The following is a 19,761-nucleotide window of genomic DNA, read 5'->3' as shown; positions in this document are numbered from 1 at the left end:
GTAGCATCAACGCATGGGAGCAAGGCACCCGATGACGAGGAGGTGTGTTCATGGCCAAGCGCGACGACATCCTGGCGACGGCGACCCGGCTGTTCGGGGAACACGGCTATCACGCGGTGGGCGTGGACCGGATCCGCGACGAGGCCGGGGTCTCGAAGATGACGCTCTACCATCACTTCCCCGGCAAGGAGGCGCTGGTGGAGGCGGTGCTGGAACAGCGCCACGAGCGCTTCATGGCCTCCCTGGGCGCGGCGGTCGAGTCGGCGGGCACGGCGGAAGCACGGCTGCGCGCCGTCTTCGACTGGCATGCCCGCTGGTTCGCCTCCGAGCGGTTCCATGGCTGCATGTTCCTCAAGGCGACCGAGGAATATGCCCGCGAGCCGGAGACCCTGCTGGCGCTGTCGCGGCGGCACAAGGCCGCAGTGAAGTCACTGGTCGAGGACATCCTCGCCGAGTGGCGTGGCGAGGCGGTACCGCAACTGGCGCGCCTCGTCCAGGTGACCCTGGACGGCATGATCGTCAACGCCTACCTGTTCGGGCCGGACGCCGTGGACGACGCCTGGGCGGCGCTGGCGCCCCTGCTGGGGCTGGATGCCCGATCATTGGACCGCGAGGGCGAGGCGGACTGGACGCGGCCCTGACGCAGCAGCGCTGGCCGACTAGGCCGATCGGCGTCACCATGGGGCCGAATCGCATGACGGGAGCCTGCCCATGGATACCGAGCGTTTCGAGCTCGACGCCCCGATCGGCGTGATCGCCGATACCCACGGCACGCTGCGCGACGAGGCGCTGGCGATGCTCGAGGGCTGCGGGCTGATCGTGCATCTCGGCGATGTCGGCAGCCGGGCGCAGGACGCGGCGATCCTCGAGCGGCTCGCCGAACTGGCGCCGCTACTCACGGTGCGCGGCAACGTCGACACCGCGGCCTGGGCCGAGCGGCTGCCGTGGCGCCGCGAGCTGGTGGTCAACGGCTGGCGGCTGCACCTGGTGCACGATATCGCCGATTTCGATCCCGCCACGCCCTGCGACGCCGTGCTCCACGGCCACTCCCACAAGGCGCGCAACGAATGGCGCGATGGCCGGCTGCTGTTCAACCCTGGCGGCGCCGGTCGGCGCCGCTTCTCGCTGCCGCTGACCCTGGGCCAGCTGTGGGCCGACGAGACGGCCCTGCGCGGAGCCATCCTGCATCTGCCGCTGTAGGCGCGACACATCAGCGTGGTTTCAGCCGTCAGCGCGTGTCCTGTGCCCGGAAGGCCGTCTTGGCCGCGCTCATCGCGTTCATCGCCGCGGGGAGGCCGGCATACACCGCCACCTGCATGACGATCTCGACCACTTCCTCGCGCGTCACGCCGGAGTTGAGCGCCGCGCGCAGATGGAACTCCAGCTGACCCGGTGCGGTGCCCATGGCGCCGAGCATCGCCACCGTCAGCATCTCACGGGTCCTGAGGTCGATGCCGTCGCGGGCGACGACGTCGGCGAAGGCGAAGCCCAGCAGGATCTCGGTGGCGTCGGCATGAAAGTCGTCCAGGTTGCGCGCGACCCGTGCCGGGGCGTCCGGCTCCAGGCGTGCCAGCAGGGCCAGGGCAGCGTCGCGGCGACTGGACTGGGCATCGCTCATGCGTTCACTCCCTTCATGCCTTCCGCGGTATAGCGTTCGCCGGTCACCGGAAGACGGGCGGTGATCGCGTCCAGCCGCTCGCTTTCCTCCGTTGTCAGCGTGAGGCTCGCCGCCGCGGCGTTCTCCTCCAGGTAGCGCAGTCGCTTGGTGCCCGGAATCGGCACGATATCGGGGCCCTTGGAGAGCAGCCAGGCCAGCGACAGCTGCGCCGGCGTGCAGCCCTTGTGTGCCGCCATGTCCGCGATCGCCTCGGCGATCCGACGGTTGGCCGCCATCGCCTCCGGCGTGAAACGGGGGAGGTTGGGACGAAAATCGCCGTCGTCGAATGCCGTCGCATCCCGGAAGCGCCCGGTCAGGAAACCGCGGCCCAGGGGCGAGTAGGGCACGAAGCCGATACCGAGTTCCCGGCAGGTGGGCAGCACCTCGTCTTCCACGTCGCGCGTCCATAGCGAGTACTCGGTCTGCACGGCGCTGATCGGATGCACGGCGTGGGCCCGACGCAGGGTGTCGGCGCTGACCTCGCACAGGCCGATGCGGGCGATCTTGCCTTGCTCGACGAGACGCGCCAGCCCGTCGATGGTGTCCTCGATCGGCCGTTCGGGGTCGATGCGATGCACGTAGTAGAGATCGATCCGCTCGACGCCGAGCCGGCGCAGCGAGGCGTCGCAGGCCTCGCGGGCATAGCCTGTGCTGTTGTCGAGACTACGCCGGTACTCGCCGGGGTTGCGCACGATGCCGAACTTGGTCGCGATCTTCACCTCGGCCCGCTGGCGGGACAGGACGTCGCCGATCAGGGTCTCGTTGTGGTGGGAGCCGTACATGTCGGCGGTGTCGAGGAAATCCACGCCGAGTTCGACCGCCCTGGCCAATACGCGCCGGGATTCGTCATCATTGCGTGGACCGTAGAATTCGCTCATGCCCATGCAGCCCAGGCCGATGGCCGAGACCGTCAGGTCCTTTCCGAGGGTGCGTCTTTGCATGCTTGAATCTCCTGGCCTTGCGAGTTGCGGAAAGCGTCGGAAGGCAGCGTCACACACACCAGAGGCGGGAAACATGCACGACTCCGGAAAGGGGATTTCCAGGAATGAAAAGCCGGCCTCGCGCCGGGTCGACTGGAACGATGCCCAGGCCTTCCTCGCCGTGGCGCGCCACGGCACCCTGAGTGGGGCGGCCGGCGCGCTCGGCGTGGGCATCGCCACCCTGGCGCGACGCATCGAACGCCTGGAGGCCGCGATGCGGATTCCGCTCTTCGTCCGCCAGCAGTCGGGCTACCCGCTGACCGCTGAGGGCCGATCCCTGGTCGCCAAGGCCGAGGCGCTGGAAGCCGCCGCCCATGCCTTCGCCTCGGGCATCGAAGCGGACGATGCGCTGACCGGGCGAGTCCGCCTGGCCACCGCCGAGAACCTGGCGACCCGGCTGATCCTGCCGGCCCTGCCGGCCTTTCGCGAGCGCCATCCGGGGCTTTCGATCGACCTCGTGACGGACATCGCGACCGCCAACCTGCAGCGCCGGGATGCCGACCTGGCGATCCGCATGGTCAAGCCCGAGCGGGGCAACGTCTCGCTCCGGCGGCTGGGCAGCCTGGGCTACGGGCTCTACGCCAGCGCCGATTACCTGGCGCGGCGCCTGGCCGGTTCACTGGCGGGCGGCTACGACGACGATGCCTTTATCACCTGGGGAGAGCGGCAGGCGCACCTGCCCGCCGCCCGCTGGGTGGAAGGCGTGCTCGACGGCCGGGAAGCCGCGCTCACCACGACCTCGCTGCATACCCAGGTCGTCGCGGCCGAGGCGGGGCTCGGGCTGGCGGTGCTGCCACACCTGCTGGCGCGCGACACCGGCCTGGTCTGCCTCGAGGCGGACCTCGGCGTCGCGCAGGACATCTACCTGGTCATCCAGACCGACCTGTCGCGCGCGCCGCGGGTGCGGGCGCTCGCCGACTTCCTAAGCGAGCTGGTCATCGAACAGCGCGAATGGCTGGAAGCGCCAGGGCACTGAGGCCGACGCACCCTTCACGAGAACGTCGGCAGCCCCGGATCTCACCAGAACGGTGTCATGGGCGACTTCCTGGGCTGGCGCGGGGCGCTCACCCCAGCGCGAAGGGTATCTCGCCGGCCTCGTGGGCCAGCAGCCACTGCTTGCGGCCGATGCCGCCGGCGTAGCCGGTGAGCCGGCCGTCGCTGCCGATCACCCGGTGGCAGGGCACCACGATGGCCAGCGGGTTCCTGCCGTTGGCCGCGCCCACGGCGCGCTGGCCACCCTTGCAGCGCAGCTGTTCGGCGATCTCGGCGTAGCAGCGCGTCTCGCCGAAGGGGATGGTCTCGAGCGCCTGCCAGACGCGGCGCTGGAAGTCGGTGCCCTCGGGCGCCAGCGGCAGGTCGAAGGCCTGGCGCGTACCGGCGAAGTACTCGGCCAGCTGGGCGCGGGCGCGCTCGGTGATCGCGTTGGGACGGGCCGGTTCGTCGGCCTCCATGACGAAGGCGATCTCGGTGAGGTCGGCGGCCGTGGCCCGCAGGCGGATCAGGCCCAGGGCGCCGGTTTCCGGCGGTTGGTAGTAGTCCAGGGCGTGGTCAGTCATCGGCTTGCTCCTTGGTTCTCAGGATTCTCGCGACCAGAGTTGCAGGGTCAGGTAGCTGCGCCAGGGCGAGGCGCTCGCCGGGTCGGCGCCCTCGAGCCTCGGCAGCGCCCGGCGCAGGCCGGCATCGCCGGCCAGCCAGATATCGGGGTGGCCGGTGCCGCGCAGGGCCGCGTAGTTCGCCGTCCATGGGCCGATGCCCTTGAGCGTCGTCCAGGCGGCCGGGTCGTCGCTCGCGTCCCCCTCAGCGTACCAGGCCGCGAAGCGGCGCAGGGTCTCGCGTCGCGCCCCGGGCATGGCGAGGAAGGCCAGGTCGCTGCCGGCGACGGCGGCGGGCGTGGGGAAGTGGCGGGCGCCGNNNNCCGCCCGGCTCGCCGAGGGCCGCGACCAGTTCGGTGACCAGCCGACGGGCGGCGACGATCGCGACCTGCTGGCCGAGGATGGCGCGCACGCCGGCCTCGAACGGCGACCAGACGCCGGGCAGGCGCAGTCCCTCGGTCAGCGCCAGGCCAGGGAGGGCATGGCTCAGGTGGGCCTCGATGGTGGCGGTGTCGGCGTCCAGGTCGAGCACCCGGCGGATGCGCCGCACCACCGGGGCCAGCGCGTGCAGGTCATCGAGCTCGAGGCGAACCCGGAAGGCGTGGCGGTCGGGCAGGTGCTCGGCCGTGAAGCGGCCCGTCGCCTCACCCCAGCGGAGGCAGCGGCCGTAGTGCCGCTCGCCGACCCACTCGAGGCCCTCGATGGCGCGGCTGGCATGGAAGTCGCGCAGCGTCTCCCAGGCGTAGGGCGGGCGATAGGCCAGGTGGAGCGTCAGGCCCTCGGCGGGGTCGCCTGCACGACGGCGCAGGTCCCGGGGTGTGAGGCCGATGCGGCTGTGGAAGGCGTCGTTGAAGCGGCGCAGGCTGCGAAAGCCGCTGGCGTAGGCGATGTCGGTGACCGGCAGCGTCGTCTGGTGCAGCAGCTGCTTGGCGAACAGACACTGGCGGTGCTGGGCGTAGGCCTTGGGCGAGACGCCGATGCGTTGCTGGAAGAGCCGGCGCAGGTAGCGCTCGCCGATGCCCAGCCGGTCGCAGAGCGCCGTCAGCGTCGCCTCCTGCAGGGCGCCCTCGTCGATTAGCCGCAGTGCACGTTCCAGCGTCGTGTGGGTGCCGCGCCAGGCCGGCGAGTCCGGGGCGCTGTCCGGCCGGCAGCGCAGGCAGGGGCGAAAGCCGGCCTCGGCGGCGGCCAGGGCGCTGTCGAAGTAGTGCACGTTGCGCTCCCGGGGCGGTGTCGCCGGGCACACCGGGCGGCAGTAGATGCCGGTGGTCGTCACCCCGACGAAGAAGCGGCCGTCGAAGCGGGCATCCCGGGCCAGGCGAGCCTGGCGGCACTGGGCGGGGTCCAGCATGGCGGCGCTCCTCGGCGTGGGGTCATGCCCTCCAGTGTATCGCCTTGGGCAGCGGCGACTAGCCGGAATCGGAACTCGAAGCGTGTGGCTTCCGGCCTGTCCTCACCCCCCGGCGTGGCGCCTGGTCTCGCTCGGCGTCTCGCCGAAGACCTGGCGGTAACGCTGGCTGAAGCGCCCCATGTGGGTGAACCCCCAGCGCATGGCGGTCTCGGTGATCGAACCGCTGCCATCGTCCGTCTGCAGGGCCGTCCGTACCCGCTGCAGGCGCACTTGGCGAAGATAGTCCATCGGGCTCTGGTGCCGGAAGTCGCGAAACCCGGCATAGAGGGTTCGCAGGCTGACGCCCGCGACCTCCGCCAGCAGGGCCGGGGTCAACGGCTCCTGGGTATGTGCCTCGATGTACTCCTCGACCCGCTTGACGTGGCGTGGTGCCAGGCGTCGTTCGCCGTGCTGCAACGCCTCGGAGTAGTTGTGAGGCTGGATTGTCAGCAAGGTGCCGATGACGAGCTGCTCGAGTTGCGGGGCGAGTATCGGTTGGGCGGGGGCGCCGGGGGATTCCTTGAGCAGCCGGGCCAGGTAGGCAATGAGGTGAAACCAGCTCGGGTCGTCCCGCCAGCGCAGTTCCGGCTGGAAGCACAGCGGCTCGCGCAGCGGGTGGCCGAGGTGACGACTGCAGGCCAGTTCCATCGCCTCGCGCTCGATGCGCAGCATCAGCTGGTCGCAGTCGCCGCTCCAGCGCATTTCCAGTGGCGCCGTCGGGTTGAGCACCGAGGCCAGGGCCTCGTTCGAGGCGATGGCTCGTCCATCGGTGAGGATCTCGGCCTGCCCGCAGACGGGCATCTGGATCAGATAGAAGCGCTCGAGCCGCTCGGGATCGATGCGCACCTCACGGCCGTACGTCAGGCGGTTGAACGAGACCTTGCCCAGGCCGACGGAGTGCAGCCGGGCCCTGAGGGGGCCATCGCCTCGCAGGGTGTCCAGCCGGTGCGGCTTGAAGACGTTCGAGACGCTCTCCTGGGCCTCCTCCAGGGCGTCGGAGCTGAAGATCAGCCGACGGTCGTCCTCCATCAGGGCCGACCTCAGCCAGCCGGGTGACAGTTCTTCCGGTGTCATGGGTGCTCCCTTGTTGTTGTTGTCATCCGCCCGGTGTTGTCGGGGGGCTCAGGGGTGTGCCCAGTATAAGGCCGCGTTTCCTTGATCCAGGCCTTGGGGATGCACTTTCTGCACGGAACGGATAGCCGCTGCACTGGCCGGCTCGTGCCGCCGGGGGGGCCTGCCTAAGGTGAACCTCGTCAATGCCAACAACAACCGAGGAGGTACGACCATGGGCACGTCCATCGAGATCCAGGCGGCGGATGGCAGCGGCAGTTTCGGCGGGTATCTCGCGGTCCCGGCCGCCGGCAGCGGGCCCGGCATCGTGCTGCTGCAGGAGATCTTCGGCATCAATGGCACCATCCGCGAGATTGCCGATTACTATGCCGAGGAAGGCTATGTGGTGCTGGCGCCGGACCTGTTCTGGCGCCAGGAGGCGGGGGTGGAGCTGGGCTACGGGCCCGAGGACTGGCAGAAGGCCTTTGGCTTCTACCAGGGCTTCGACCAGGACCTGGGCGTGGCGGACATCGGCGCGGCCATCGAGACGCTGAGGGCCCGCCCCGAGTGCAGCGGCCCGGTCGGGGCGCTGGGCTTCTGCCTCGGTGCGCGGCTGGCCTATCTCACCGCCTGCCGCTGCGACGTCGAGGCCGCCGTGGGCTACTACGGCATGGGCATCGAGCATCACCTGGACGAGGCGGAGAACATCCGGGGTCGGCTGGTGCTGCACTTCGCCGAGAACGACGAGTACTGTCCGGCGGCGGCGCGTCAGGACATCCAGGCCACCCTGGAGAGCCGCGACAACGTCGAGCTGTATCTCTACCCCGGCGTGGATCACGCCTTTGCCCGTCCGGCCTCCGAGCACCATCACAAGCCGTCGGCGCTGATGGCGCACCAGCGCTCCGTGGCGGCGTTCCGCAAGGCCATGGGGCCCCACTATGACCTCTCCGCGCTGTGGGACAAGCACTGCGAATACGAGTTTTCCACCCGTAACGTCGACGACACCATGGCGACCATGGTCGGCGAGCCCTACGTCAACCACATCCCGACCCTCACCGGCGGCGTCGGCTACCGGGACCTGTACCGCTTCTACAAGCACCACTTCGTCGACAGCAATCCGGCCGACACCCAGCTGATCCCGATCTCGCGGACCATCGGCGAGACCCAGATCGTCGACGAGCTGCTGTTCTGCTTCACCCATGACCGCGAGATCGACTGGCTGCTGCCGGGCATCGCCCCCACCGGCAAGCACGTCGAGATCCCCCTGGTGGCGATCGTCAAGTTCCGCGGCGACAAGCTCTACCACGAGCACATCTACTGGGATCAGGCCTCGGTGCTGGTGCAGATCGGGGTGCTCGATCCCGAAGGGCTGCCGGTGGCCGGGTATGCCACCGCCGCCAAGCTGCTGGACGAGACGCTGCCGTCCAACGAGCTCATGGCCAAGTGGGCCGAGAGCGCCGAGCGCTGAACGGGGAGGAAACCGAGATGGAAGACTTTCACGCACGCACCGTGATCATCACCGGTGGCGCCACCCTGATCGGCCAGGCGGTAGCCGAGGCCTTCGTCGCCGCCGGGGCCGGTGTCGCCATCCTGGATATCGATGCGGAGGCCGGGGCTGCCCTGGCGGATCGCCTGGGGCCCGGGGCCTGCTTCCTGGCCACCGACATCACCGACGATGCCCGGCTGCAGCAAGCCGTCGAGGAGGTCGAGGCGCGCTTCGGCGGCATCGATGCCCTGATCAACCTGGCCTGCAGCTATCTGGACGAGGGCGTCGCCTCCTCGCGCGCCGATTGGCTCAAGGCCCTCGACATCAACCTCGTCAGCGCCGTGATGGCGTCCAAGGCCGTGCTGCCGGCGATGCGGCGGCGCGGAGGCGGCGCCATCGTCAATTTCAGCAGCATCTCGGCCCAGGCCGCCCAGACCGGCCGCTGGCTGTATCCGGCCAGCAAGGCCGCCATCCGCCAGCTGACGCGCAGCATGGCCCTCGACTTCGCCGAGGAAGGCATTCGCGTCAACGCGGTCTCCCCCGGCTGGACCTGGTCGCGGCTGATCGAGGAGGTCAGCGGTGGCGACCGCGAGCGCACCGACCGGGTGGCGGGGGACTTCCACATGCTCGGCCGCGCCGGCGACCCGGAGGAGGTCGCCCAGGTGGTGCTCTTCCTGTGCTCCGAGCGCGCCAGCTTCGTCACCGGCGCCGACTACGCCGTCGACGGCGGCTACTCGGCCCTGGGGCCCGAGCAGCGCGTGCCGGCGATTCCCCGACTGGCCGGCTGAGTCCGACTACCCCAGCCCCCGGCTGGAACAACAACAAACGATCGTGGAGATGATGATGACCCGACGCATTGCCATCGTAGGGGCCGGCCAGTCCGGCCTGCAGACAGGGATCGGCCTGCTCAAGCACGGCTATCAGGTGACCCTGCTGTCCAACCGCACCGCCGAGCAGATCCGCGGCGGGCGGGTGATGTCCAGCCAGTGCATGTTCGACCGGGCGCTGCAGACCGAGCGCGATCTGGGCCTGAACTTCTGGGAGCAGGATTGCCCGCCGGTCGAGGGCATCGGCATGACGGTGCCCGATCCCGACCGGGAAGGGGCCAAGGCCATCGACTGGGCCGCGCGCCTCGACCGCCCGGCGCAATCGGTCGACCAGCGTCTCAAGATGCCGGTCTGGATGGACGAGTTCGTCCGCCTCGGCGGCGAACTGGTGATCCAGGATGCCGGAATCGACGACCTGGAGGAGCTGGCCGCTGCCTACGACCTGGTACTGGTGGCCGCCGGCAAGGGTGACATCGTGCGCCTGTTCGAGCGCGACGCCCAGCGCTCCCGCTTCGACAAGCCCCAGCGGGCCCTGGCGCTGACCTATGTGCAGGGCATGGCGCCCCGGGAGCCCTTCTCGCGGGTGGCCTTCAACCTGATCCCCGGCGTCGGCGAGTACTTCGCCTTCCCGGCCCTGACCCTGAACGGCCCCTGCGAGATCATGGTGTTCGAGGGGATTCCCGGTGGCCCCCTGGACTGCTGGCAGGACGTCGCGACCCCCGGGCAGCACCTGGCCAGGAGCGTGGAGCTGCTGCGTACCTTCGCGCCCTGGGAAGCCGAGCGCTGCCGGGACGTCCAGCTCGCCGACGACCAGGGCATCCTCGCCGGGCGCTTCCCGCCGACCGTGCGCCAGCCGGTCGCGACCCTGCCCTCTGGGCGGAAGGTCCTGGGCATCGCCGATGCGCTGGTGGTCAACGACCCGATCACCGGCCAGGGCTCCAACAACGGCGCCAAGTGCAGCCGCGTCTATCTGGACGCCATCCTGGCGCGGGGGGAGGCGGCCTTCGATGCCGACTGGATGCGTGCCACCTTCGAGGCGTACTGGGACTATGCCAAGGACGTGGTCAGCTGGACCAACAGCCTGCTGCTGCCCCCCGAGGAGCACATCCTCAACCTGCTCGGGGCGGCGCAGGAGTCCCCATCCCTGGCCGCGGTGCTCGCCAACGGTTTCGACAACCCACCCGACTTCCTGCCCTGGTGGCTGGAGGCCCGAGCCTGCGATCACTTCGTCAACGACCACATGAAGAAGGGGGCCTGACATGACGATCCTGACGGCTTCGCCTCGCGCCGAGGCAACTCCGGCGATCGATGGCCGTGCCCTGCGCGACACCCTGGGCCGCTTCGCCACCGGCGTGACGATCGTCACCACCAGGACCGGGGAGGGGGCGCCGGTCGGCATCACCGCCAACTCCTTCTCGTCGCTGTCGCTCGATCCGCCGCTGATCCTCTGGAGCCTGGCCCTCAAGTCCCCCAACCTGGCGGCCTTCGCCGAGGGGCGTGCCTTCGTGGTCAATATCCTCGGCCATCATCAGGATGCCCTGGCCATGCAGTTCGCCCGGCCGTCGGATGACAAGTTCGATGGCGTGGCTCATCACGACAATGCGGCGGGCGTGCCGCTGCTGGAAGGGGCGCTGGCCCGGCTCGAATGTCGGGTGGAGTTCACCCGTATCGCCGGGGATCACCTGCTGATCGTCGGCCGGGTGCAGGCCATCTCGGCCGAGGAGGGCGAGCCCCTGCTGTTCTATCAGGGCGGGTTTCAGCGCCTCAGCGCTTGAGCATCAACGGGCTCCGCCTCGTCGGAGCCCGCATCACAACAACAACGATCGGATGATCCTCATGACACATGTTCAGAAAGGCGTTGCGGCCGGCATCGCCGGGCTGGCGCTGTCGCTGGCGACGGCCGCACAGGCAACCGAGGGGGGCGGCTCGAACTACCCCATGGGCGCGGAAAACTACCTGATGGGGGCGCTGCCGCCGCCGGGGTTCTATTCGCTGCTCTATGCCAACCATTATGCCGCCGACGACTTCCGGGACGACGCGGGCGACAGTCTGCCGGTGGACTTCCGCCTGCGCGCCGACGTGCTGGCGCCGAGGCTGCTCTGGGTGACCGAACGGCGCCTGCTGGGCGGCCAGCTGGCCTTCGCGGCGCTGCTGCCGCTGGTGGACCTGGATGTCTCGGTCAATGGCTTGAGCGACAGCGACCGGGGCATCGGCGATATCGACCTTACCGCGGCCCTGGCCTATCACCACAGTCCCGAGCAGCACAGTGCCTTCGGCTTCGACGTGATCGCCCCAACCGGCAGCTTTGACGCCGGGGAGCTGGCCAATATCGGCCGCAACTACTGGACGGTACAGGGGGTGTATGCCGCTTCCCGTGTCGACCCGGCCGGCCTCAACTGGGACATCAAGCTGATGTACGACTACAACTTCGAGAACGAGGATACCGACTACCGTTCCGGCCAGGAGCTGCATGCGGACTATGCCCTGGGCTATGGCATCCATCCGAACTGGGTGGTCGGTATCGGCGGCTATGCCTACAAGCAGGTCACCGGTGACCGGCTCAACGGCGTGGATATCGGCAACGAGGGGCAGGCCTTCTCCATCGGGCCGTCCATCAAGTGGGATGCCGGCGAGGGGGCCTTCGTGGCGCTGAAGTACGAGCGGGAGTTCTTCGTCGAGAACCGGCCGGACGGCGACGCCTGGTGGATCAAGGCCGCCTGGCCGCTCTAGGCGGCATCGTAGAAGAAACCGAAAAGGGCACGGGCCATCGCTGATGGTCCGTGCCCTTTCCGTTGGATGGCCGGGGGCGGCGCTTCCCTCGGCGGCGCCTTCGACAGGCCGTCAGTGATGGACGGCAGGCACCCCGCTCCCGGCGTGGCGGCCGATGGCCTGGGAGGGCCGCTCGCCGAAGCGCTTCTGGTAGTCCCTGGAGAAGCGGCCGAGCTGCAGGAAGCCGCAGTCCATGGCGATGCTGGAGACGCTCTCTCGCGGACCGGCGTGCTCCAGGCGGCGTTTCACCCACTCGAAGCGCAGGTTGCGGAAGTGGGCGATGGGCGCGGCGCCGAAGTGGGCGTGGAAGTCCTGGTAGAGGCGCTCCCGGGAGACGCCGGAGAGCTTCTCGAGATCTTCCAGCGTGAGCGGCTGGTCGAGGGACTCGCGCATCATGGCGTCGAGCTGGTCGAGGTAGCCGGGGCGTTCCTGCTGGCGGCCGAGCAGCTCTCCCGAATAGTTGTGGGGCTGGGCATAGAGCAGGCTGGTGATCAGGCCGCTCTCGAAGTTGCCCCACACCTCGGGAAGGTCGCACAGCGAGCCCTCCGCGCCGAGCAGGTCCTGCAGGTGGGCGACGGTCTTCCACCAGTCGCCGAGATGGCCCTCGAGGGGCATCCGCGGGTCGAAGATCACCGGTGCCGTCACCTTCCGCCCGAGCAACTGGCCGAGGCGGTGATGCACGGCCTCCCGGGACAGGCGCACCAGCTGCTTGCGGCAGTCCTCGCCGATGTTCAGGTGCAGCGGCTGGTGGGGGGAGATGATGGCTCCCACCCGGGCATCCGAGGCGAACTCCTGTCGCGCGTATTCGATGTGCTGCTCGCCGGACAGCGGCAGGCTGATGCTGTAGCTCTGGGCCAGGTCGTCGACCTTGATGGTGACCCGGGTCGCGTACTCGATGATGCCGATGGCCACGTTGCCGAGCGCCGTGCCCTCGTGGCGGAAGGCCAGGTCGCGGGGCCGGGGCACCTCGAGCCGATGGGGGCCATTGATGCCGCGCATCCAGCGGCAAGCGTCGTCGGGCTCGTGGATCAGGGTGGCAATCCTGCGGCGGGGTGATGCGTGGGGCGCGAGTGTCATGCGGTCTCCTCGCCTCTCGGCGCTGGCCGCTGGTTACGGCTTCTTGTGGGGGCGTCGAAACCCGTTGTCAGAGGTCTTTGTTGTTCGCATGTCGGCGTATTGTGCGCATTGCGAACTTTATTGTGCGAATTATAGCACCTTTATGCCACATCTCCATTGGCTTGGGCCAAGGCCAGGACGGCTTTTTGCTGGGGTCGCGACTAAAGTCTAGGCGTTTTGAGTCGGCCTGGCAGGCGGGTTCCTGCGCGACGCCGAAAAAGTGCATAGCCTTGGCCGAAGAAGCGAATAGTGGCGAGGCGAAGGCCTGCCTAACTTGGGTCACACCACGACAAGCAACAAGACGGTGATGACCGATGACAGCACAACGCTCTATCCCCGAGTGGCAGCAATTCGTCGAGAACTGTCTCGATTTCCGCCCCGATGACGGCGTCTACCAGATGGCCCGGGAGATGTTCACCGACGAGGCCCTGTTCGACCTGGAGATGGAACTGATCTTCGAGAAGCAGTGGATCTTCGCCTGCCACGAGAGTCAGGTCCCGAACAACAACGACTTCATCACCATGCAGGCCGGTCGCCAGCCGATGATCATCGCGCGCGACGGCAAGGGGCAGCTGCGGGCCCTGGCCAACACCTGCCAGCACCGTGGCGCGACCCTGGTGCGCACCGAGTGCGGCAACCAGTCCACCTACACCTGCCCCTTCCACGCCTGGTGCTACAAGTCCGACGGCCGCCTGGTGAAGGTCAAGGCGCCGAGCGAGTACCCGGCGGACTTCGACAAGTCGAGTCGCGGCCTCAAGCAGGCACGCATCGAGAGCTACCGTGGCTTCGTGTTCATCAGCCTGGACACCGAGGGCACCGATAGCCTCGAGGACTTCCTCGGCGACACCCGGCTGTTCTTCGACATGATGGTCGAGCAGGCCGAGGACGGCGAACTGGAAGTGCTGCCGGGCAAGTCCACCTATACCTTCAACGGCAACTGGAAGCTGCAGAACGAGAACGGCCTGGACGGCTATCACGTCAGCACCGTGCACTACAACTACGTCTCCACCGTGAAGCATCGCCGCGAACTCGAGGCGCAGAAGCACGGCGACAACGGTGACACCCTCGACTACAGCAAGCTCGGTGCCGGCGACAAGGACACCGACGACGGCTGGTTCTCCTTCGCCAACGGCCACAGCCTGCTGTTCAGCGACATGCCCAACCCCCAGGTGCGGCCCGGCTACGCCACCGTGATGCCGCGCATGCTCGAGCAGCACCCCCGGGAGCGCGCCGAGTGGACCATGCATCGCCTGCGCAACCTGAACATCTACCCGAGCCTGTTCTTCATGGACCAGATCAGCTCGCAGCTGCGCATCGTGCGCCCGGTGGCCTGGAACAAGACCGAGGTCATCAGCCTGTGCCTGGGCGTGAAGGGCGAGTCCGATGCCGACCGCGAAAACCGCATCCGCCAGTTCGAGGACTTCTTCAACGTCTCCGGCATGGGCACACCCGACGATCTGGTGGAGTTCCGCGAGCAGCAGCGCGGCTTCCAGGCGCGCGCCTCCCGCTGGAGCGACATCTCCCGGGGGCATCAGGACTGGCAGTACGGCGAGACCCACAACAGCCGGGTGCTCGGCATCAAGCCGGTGATCACCGGCACCGAGTTCACCCACGAGGGCCTCTACGTCAACCAGCACGGCACCTGGCAGCGGCTGCTGCTCGAGGGCCTCGAGAAGAAAGCACTCAAGCTCCAGGAGGTGTAAGCCATGAATCTTCAGCAATCCGTCGAGCAGTTCATGTACCGCCTGGCCGAGCTCTGCGATGACCGCGACTGGGACGGCTATCTCGACCAGTTCGCGCCGGAGTGCGAGTTCCACATCCCGCAGTGGAAGAACGAGGACGAGCTCACCCGCGATCCCAAGCGCGAGATGTCGCTGATGTACTACGCCGACCGCACCGGCATCGAGGACCGCGTCTTCCGCCTGCGCACCGGCAAGTCCGCGGCCTCCACGCCGCTGCCGCGGACCCTGCACCTGATCGACAACGTGCGCTGCACGGAGCAGGGCGATGGCATCGTCCAGGTGCGGGTCAACTGGGTGACCCACTTCTATCGCTTCGGCGAGAGCGGCCACTTCTTCGGCACCGCCGACTACACCCTGCGTGGCGAGGGCGACAGCTGGAAGGTCCTGCGCAAGCACAGCGTGCTGCTCAACGACAAGATCGATTCCGTGCTGGATTTCTACCACGTCTGAGTTTCGCTGGAGGGCGAGTCATGCATAAAACAGCCGCCATCGTCTTTCGGGACGGCACCACGCGCTTCGTCAAGGTCGACGACAACGAGCTGCTGATGGACGCCGCCCAGCGTCACGGGGTCAACCTGCCGGTGGACTGCCGGGAGGGTGTCTGCGGGACCTGCCGTTGCTTGCGCGAGGCCGGAGAGGTCGATGTCGAGTACATCGACGAGGAGGCGCTGACTGAGGAGGAGATCGCCGAGGGCCACGTGCTGGCCTGCCAGACGCGACTACGTTCCGCCCACGGTTCCTTCTACTTCGACGTGGACTCCGACGTGTGCAGCGTGGCCACCGAGGTGCACGAGGCCACCGTCAGCGCCGTGAAGCAGGTCTCCGATGCGGCCGCCATCCTCGAGATCACCCTCGACGATCCCGCCCAGGCGCTGCAGTTCCTGCCCGGGCAGTATGCGCGCCTCGAGATCCCGGGCACCGACGCCTGGCGGGCCTACTCCTTCGCCACCGCCTCGGTGAAGGAGGGCCGGCTGCGCTTCCTGATTCGCCTGCTGCCCAGCGGGGTGATGAGCGATTACCTGCGCGATCGCGCCCGGCCGGGCGACGCCATCTCCCTGGAGGCCCCGCTGGGCGCCTTCTACCTGCGCGAGGTGCAGAGCCCGCTGCTGATGGTGGCGGGGGGCACCGGTCTCTCGGCCTTCCTCGGCATGCTCGAGCGGCTCGAGGAGGCGGGCGACTGCGCCCAGCCGATCCGGCTGTGCTACGGCGTGACCCAGGAGGCCGACCTCAGCGAGCTCGACCGCCTGGACGCCTTCACCGAGACCCTGCCGGACTTCGCCTACGAGACCGTGGTGATGAATCCCTCGGAGGCCTGGCAGGGCAGGAAGGGGGTCGTCTGCGACCTCTTCGACCTGGACTTCCTGGCCCGGCCCTTCGACGCCTACCTGTGCGGGCCGCCGCCGATGATCGAGGCCTCGAAGCAGTGGCTCGAGGAGCGCGAGGTCGGCGAACACCGGCTGTTCTTCGAGAAGTTCGTCTCGAGCTGATCGCTCTGCGGCCGGTGGGCGACTCGCCGCCGGCCGGAGTCCACCCGACCCTGACCCCGTGAGCGGTGGCCCTCGGCGCGCCGCCTGGAGACCCCGATGTCCGACATCCTGATCCACGAGATCGAGACCCTGCTGGTCGACCTGCCGACCATCCGGCCGCACAAGCTCTCGATGACCACCATGGCCTGCCAGACGCTGGTCATCATCCGCCTGAGGTTGTCCGACGGCACCGAGGGCCTGGGCGAGGCCACCACCATCGGTGGCCTGGCCTACGGCCCGGAGAGCCCCGAGGGCATCAAGCAGACCATCGACACCTACCTGGCGCCGCTGCTGGTCGGCCAGCCGGCCCACAACCTCAACGCCCTGCGGGCCCGCATGGCCCGCCAGGTGCGCGGCAACAGCTTCGCCAAGTCGGGCCTCGAGACCGCGCTGCTCGACGCCGAGGGCAAGCGCCGCGGCCTGTCGGTGGCGGCACTGTTGGGCGGCGCCCAGTGCGCTCACCTGCCGGTGCTCTGGACGCTGGCCAGCGGCGACACCCGCAAGGACATCGACGAGGCCTTCCAGCGCCTCGAGGAGCGCCGTCACTGCGACTTCAAGCTGAAGATCGGCGCCAACCCGGTGGACCAGGACGTGCGTCACGTCGGCGCCATCAAGGCGGCGCTGGGGGATAGGGCGAGCGTGCGGGTCGACGTCAACCAGGCCTGGGACGAGGCCACCGCGGCCCGCGGCATCGACGCCCTGGAGGCCGCCGGCATCGATCTCATCGAGCAGCCGATCCCGGCCCGGGAGTTCGCCGGCCTGACCCGGCTGGCCCAGCGCTTCGTGGTGCCGATGCTGGCCGACGAGGCGGTCCACGACGCTCGCGACGGCTTCACCCTGGCCGCCGGCGGCTTCGGCGATGCCTTCGCCCTGAAGATCGCCAAGGCCGGCGGGCCGCGCAGCGTCCTCGAGCTGGCTCACGTCGCCCAGGCGGCCGGCGTGAGCCTCTACGGCGGCACCATGCTCGAGGGCACCATCGGCACCGCCGCCTCCCTGCATGCCTGGGCGACGCTCGGCGAGCTGACCTGGGGCACCGAGATGTTCGGCCCGCTGCTGCTCAAGGACGACATCGTCGCCGAGCCGCTGCGTTACCACGAGTTCGGCGTCGACCTGCCGGCCGGCCCCGGCCTCGGCATCAGCCTCGACGAGGACAAGCTCAACCATTATCGGCGCCGCGCCTGAGCCGCGCCCTGCATCCCAAGGAGACGCCCATGCTCTTCCAGGTGGAAATGACCGTGAAGCTGCCGCCGGACATGCCGGCCGAGCGGGCCGCCGAGATCAAGGCGCGCGAGAAGGCCTACGCCCAGGAGCTGCAGCATGCCGGCAAGTGGCGGCACCTGTGGCGGGTCGCCGGCAGCTACGCCAACGTCAGCATCTTCGACGTCGAGGACAACGCCGAACTGCAGGAGCTGGTCGGCAACCTGCCGCTGTTCCCCTACATGGAGATCCGCGTCACGCCGCTGTGCCGTCACCCGTCCGCGATCCGCGACGACGATTCCTGAATCACGGGCACGCCGGCCAGCGTCGCCGGCCGTCCAACAGACGACAACAACCGAGGAAACGACCATGACCGTGAAGATCTTCGATACCCCCGAGGTGCAGGACTTCCTGAAGGCCGTCGCCGGCTTCGACCAGGACGGTGGCAGCGAGCGCGCCAAGCGGATCCTGCATCGCCTGGTCGGTGACCTGTTCAAGCTGATCGACGACTTCGACGTCACCCCCGAGGAGTTCTGGTCCGCCGTCAGCGTGCTCAACGCGCTTGGCCAGGGCACCCAGTATGGCCTGCTGGCCCCGGGGCTCGGCTTCGATCACTACCTGGACATGCGCATGGACGCCGCCGACGCCGAGGCCGGTCGCACCGGCGGCACCCCGCGCACCATCGAGGGCCCGTTGTACGTGGCCGGCGCCCCCGAGCTTCAGGGCTCCGGACGCATGGACGATGGCACCGACACCGACGCCGAGGCAATGTGGCTGACCGGCCAGGTGCGTGACACCGACGGCAACCCGGTCGCCGGCGCGAGGGTCGAGATCTGGCACGCCGACTCCAAGGGCGGTTACTCCTTCTTCGATCCTTCGCAGAGCGAGTACAACCTGCGCCGCACCATCATCACCGACGCCGAGGGCCGCTACGCGGTGCGCAGCATCATTCCCTCCGGCTACGGCTGCCCGCCGGACAGCCCGACCCAGCAGGTGCTCGACCTGCTCGGCCGTCACGGCCAGCGGCCGGCGCACATCCACTACTTCATCTCGGCGCCGGGGCACCAGCACCTGACCACCCAGATCAATCTGGCCGGCGATCCCTACACCTACGACGACTTCGCCTTCGCCACCCGCGAGGAGCTGGTGGTGCCGGGCCAGCGGATCGAGGACGCCGCCGAGGCCGACAAGCGCGGCCTCGAGGGACCCTTCACCGAGGTGGTGTTCGACATCGAGCTGTCGGCGACCGCGAATCCCGAGCTTCAGCATCGCCACAACCGCCCGCGGGCCAAGGAAGACGAGCAGGATCAGGCCAGCCAGCAGGCCGCTACCGCCAAGGTGTAACGCGCCCCGCGTCGATAGCCGGCCCTCCGGGGCCGGTGCCACCAGCGAAGACTACAACAAGAGAGACCAACCCCATGAACACGCTCAAGACCCTGATGACCGCTGCCGTGGCGGCGTCGCTTTCCGTCACCGCCTTCAGCGCCCAGGCCCGTGACTTCCGGCTGGGCCTGATCACCCCCCAGCCGCACATCTGGACCCAGGAGGCCGAGGGCTTCGCCGAAACCCTGGCCGAGCGCTCCGGCGGCGAACACAGCGTCAGCATCTTCCCCGCCCAGCAGCTGGGCACCGAGGCGCAGATGGTCCAGCAGCTCCAGGCGGGCTCCCTGGACATGGCCTTCCTGACCCTGGCCGAGATCTCCAACCGCATCCCGGACTTCGGCGCCCTCTACGCGCCCTTCCTGGTGGAGGACATCGATCATGCCGTGACCCTGCTGCACTCGGACACCGCCGAGGGCCTGCTCGACAAGATGCCGGCCCAGGTCGGGCTGGTCGGGGTGGGCTACGGCATGGCCGGCATGCGCCAGATCCTCAGCCGCGAGCCCATCGAGTCCGCCGAGGACCTGAGCGGGCTCAAGGTGCGCATCACGCCCTTCGACCCGATCCGCGACTTCTACGCCGCCGCCGGTGCCGCCCCCACACCGCTGCCATTGCCCGCCGTCTATGACGCCCTGGCCAACGGTCAGGTCGATGCCATCGACATGGATTACGACGCCATCCGGCTGCTCAAATTCTACGAGCAGGCCGACAACCTGGTGGTCTCCAACCACATGATGTTTCCCATGGTGGCGGTGGTCTCCGGTCGCGTCTGGGCCCAGCTCGATGGCGAGGATCGCGAACTGATCCGCACCGCCATGGCCGAGCATGCCGACAACGTCATGACCCGTTTCCAGGAGAACCACGAGGCCTGGGGCGAGGACCTGCGCCGCCAGGACATCACCGTCACCGATATCGGTCCCGAGTTCTTCGCCGACGCCATCGAGAAGTGGGAAGGCGTCTGGGCGCCCAAGGCCCCGTCGCTGGCCGCCCTGCGCGACACGGCTGCCGAACTCGCCGAGTGATTCCCGCCTGACCCGTCACCGCCCCGGCCA

At 68.7% G+C, this 19,761-nt stretch carries 22 protein-coding genes; 15 read left to right on the top strand and 7 right to left on the bottom strand.

The window, feature by feature from the left end:
• Positions 1-50 precede the first annotated feature (50 nt).
• The gene (locus QWY76_RS19300; RefSeq protein ID WP_290313164.1) at positions 51-641 is read left to right on the top strand and encodes a TetR/AcrR family transcriptional regulator; all 591 of its coding nucleotides are present in this window, start codon (positions 51-53) and stop codon (positions 639-641) included.
• A gap of 70 nt (positions 642-711) precedes the next feature.
• Entirely contained in the window at positions 712-1,200 is a 489-nt protein-coding gene (locus QWY76_RS19295; RefSeq protein ID WP_290313163.1) for a metallophosphoesterase family protein, read from the top strand.
• 28 nt (positions 1,201-1,228) lie between these two features.
• Here QWY76_RS19295 and QWY76_RS19290 read toward each other — a convergent pair whose 3' ends face one another.
• Positions 1,229-1,618 (bottom strand): carboxymuconolactone decarboxylase family protein, encoded by a 390-nt coding sequence (locus QWY76_RS19290; RefSeq protein WP_290313162.1) that lies wholly within the window; start codon positions 1,616-1,618, stop codon positions 1,229-1,231.
• Entirely contained in the window at positions 1,615-2,598 is a 984-nt protein-coding gene (locus tag QWY76_RS19285; protein ID WP_290313161.1) for an aldo/keto reductase, read from the bottom strand. Before QWY76_RS19285 ends, QWY76_RS19290 begins: the two co-directional genes overlap by 4 nt.
• Positions 2,599-2,671: 73 nt before the next feature.
• Between QWY76_RS19285 and QWY76_RS19280 the strand changes: the two genes are divergently transcribed.
• Positions 2,672-3,613 (top strand): LysR family transcriptional regulator, encoded by a 942-nt coding sequence (locus QWY76_RS19280; protein WP_290313160.1) that lies wholly within the window; start codon positions 2,672-2,674, stop codon positions 3,611-3,613.
• Between the two features lie 88 nt (positions 3,614-3,701).
• On the opposite strand, the gene QWY76_RS19275 is transcribed toward QWY76_RS19280, so the two are convergent.
• The 4 genes from QWY76_RS19275 to QWY76_RS19260 all read right to left on the bottom strand — a co-directional run bounded on the left by QWY76_RS19275 (position 3,702) and on the right by QWY76_RS19260 (position 6,690).
• Positions 3,702-4,193 (bottom strand): methylated-DNA--[protein]-cysteine S-methyltransferase, encoded by a 492-nt coding sequence (locus tag QWY76_RS19275; protein WP_290313159.1) that lies wholly within the window; start codon positions 4,191-4,193, stop codon positions 3,702-3,704.
• 18 nt (positions 4,194-4,211) lie between these two features.
• Positions 4,212-4,487, bottom strand: a complete 276-nt coding sequence (locus QWY76_RS19270; RefSeq protein ID WP_290313158.1) for a DNA glycosylase family protein — start codon at positions 4,485-4,487, stop codon at positions 4,212-4,214.
• Positions 4,435-5,577 carry a bifunctional transcriptional activator/DNA repair enzyme AdaA gene (locus QWY76_RS19265; protein ID WP_290313157.1) on the bottom strand — a complete coding sequence of 381 codons (1,143 nt, stop codon included), beginning with the start codon at positions 5,575-5,577 and terminating at the stop codon, positions 4,435-4,437. Before QWY76_RS19265 ends, QWY76_RS19270 begins: the two co-directional genes overlap by 53 nt.
• A 102-nt stretch (positions 5,578-5,679) precedes the next feature.
• Complete coding sequence (locus QWY76_RS19260) at positions 5,680-6,690, bottom strand: AraC family transcriptional regulator (RefSeq protein WP_290313156.1); 1,011 nt, start codon at positions 6,688-6,690, stop codon at positions 5,680-5,682.
• Positions 6,691-6,901: 211 nt separating this feature from the next.
• On the opposite strand from QWY76_RS19260, the gene QWY76_RS19255 reads away from it, so the two are divergent.
• From QWY76_RS19255 to QWY76_RS19235, 5 genes are all read left to right on the top strand, one after another.
• A complete protein-coding gene (locus QWY76_RS19255) occupies positions 6,902-8,134 on the top strand; it encodes a dienelactone hydrolase family protein (RefSeq protein WP_290313155.1) in 1,233 nt (410 codons plus the stop codon).
• A 17-nt stretch (positions 8,135-8,151) separates the two neighbouring features.
• Complete coding sequence (locus QWY76_RS19250; protein WP_290313154.1) at positions 8,152-8,940, top strand: SDR family oxidoreductase; 789 nt, start codon at positions 8,152-8,154, stop codon at positions 8,938-8,940.
• A 55-nt stretch (positions 8,941-8,995) separates the two neighbouring features.
• Entirely contained in the window at positions 8,996-10,237 is a 1,242-nt protein-coding gene (locus tag QWY76_RS19245; RefSeq protein ID WP_290313153.1) for a styrene monooxygenase/indole monooxygenase family protein, read from the top strand.
• A 1-nt stretch (position 10,238) separates the two neighbouring features.
• A complete protein-coding gene (locus QWY76_RS19240) occupies positions 10,239-10,754 on the top strand; it encodes a flavin reductase family protein (RefSeq protein ID WP_290313152.1) in 516 nt (171 codons plus the stop codon).
• 61 nt (positions 10,755-10,815) lie between these two features.
• Positions 10,816-11,709, top strand: a complete 894-nt coding sequence (locus tag QWY76_RS19235) for a SphA family protein (RefSeq protein WP_290313151.1) — start codon at positions 10,816-10,818, stop codon at positions 11,707-11,709.
• Between the two features lie 111 nt (positions 11,710-11,820).
• Here the strand turns inward: QWY76_RS19235 and QWY76_RS19230 are convergent, their stop codons facing one another.
• Positions 11,821-12,825 (bottom strand): AraC family transcriptional regulator, encoded by a 1,005-nt coding sequence (locus tag QWY76_RS19230; protein ID WP_290313150.1) that lies wholly within the window; start codon positions 12,823-12,825, stop codon positions 11,821-11,823.
• A gap of 353 nt (positions 12,826-13,178) precedes the next feature.
• Here QWY76_RS19230 and antA point away from each other — a divergent pair, with 353 nt between their 5' ends.
• From antA to QWY76_RS19195, 7 genes are all read left to right on the top strand, one after another.
• On the top strand, positions 13,179-14,567 hold the full coding sequence (gene antA, locus QWY76_RS19225; protein ID WP_290313149.1) for an anthranilate 1,2-dioxygenase large subunit: 1,389 nt from the start codon (positions 13,179-13,181) through the stop codon (positions 14,565-14,567).
• Positions 14,568-14,570: 3 nt separating this feature from the next.
• Complete coding sequence (gene antB, locus QWY76_RS19220) at positions 14,571-15,056, top strand: anthranilate 1,2-dioxygenase small subunit (protein WP_290313148.1); 486 nt, start codon at positions 14,571-14,573, stop codon at positions 15,054-15,056.
• A 20-nt stretch (positions 15,057-15,076) separates the two neighbouring features.
• Complete coding sequence (antC, locus tag QWY76_RS19215; protein WP_290313147.1) at positions 15,077-16,093, top strand: anthranilate 1,2-dioxygenase electron transfer component AntC; 1,017 nt, start codon at positions 15,077-15,079, stop codon at positions 16,091-16,093.
• A gap of 96 nt (positions 16,094-16,189) precedes the next feature.
• The gene (locus QWY76_RS19210) at positions 16,190-17,314 is read left to right on the top strand and encodes a muconate cycloisomerase family protein (protein WP_290313146.1); all 1,125 of its coding nucleotides are present in this window, start codon (positions 16,190-16,192) and stop codon (positions 17,312-17,314) included.
• A gap of 29 nt (positions 17,315-17,343) precedes the next feature.
• A complete protein-coding gene (catC, locus tag QWY76_RS19205) occupies positions 17,344-17,634 on the top strand; it encodes a muconolactone Delta-isomerase (RefSeq protein WP_290313145.1) in 291 nt (96 codons plus the stop codon).
• Positions 17,635-17,698: 64 nt separating this feature from the next.
• A complete protein-coding gene (gene catA, locus QWY76_RS19200) occupies positions 17,699-18,673 on the top strand; it encodes a catechol 1,2-dioxygenase (protein ID WP_290313144.1) in 975 nt (324 codons plus the stop codon).
• Between the two features lie 74 nt (positions 18,674-18,747).
• Positions 18,748-19,731: a TRAP transporter substrate-binding protein gene (locus QWY76_RS19195; protein ID WP_290313143.1), complete on the top strand. Its 984-nt coding sequence runs from the start codon at positions 18,748-18,750 to the stop codon at positions 19,729-19,731.
• Positions 19,732-19,761 lie beyond the last annotated feature (30 nt).

The sequence above is a fragment of the Halomonas maura genome, from assembly GCF_030409305.1.
GTDB classification, from domain to species: Bacteria; Pseudomonadota; Gammaproteobacteria; order Pseudomonadales; family Halomonadaceae; genus Halomonas; species Halomonas maura.
Note: the sequence above shows the minus strand (reverse complement) of the source record. Positions and strands in the feature narration are given on the sequence as shown.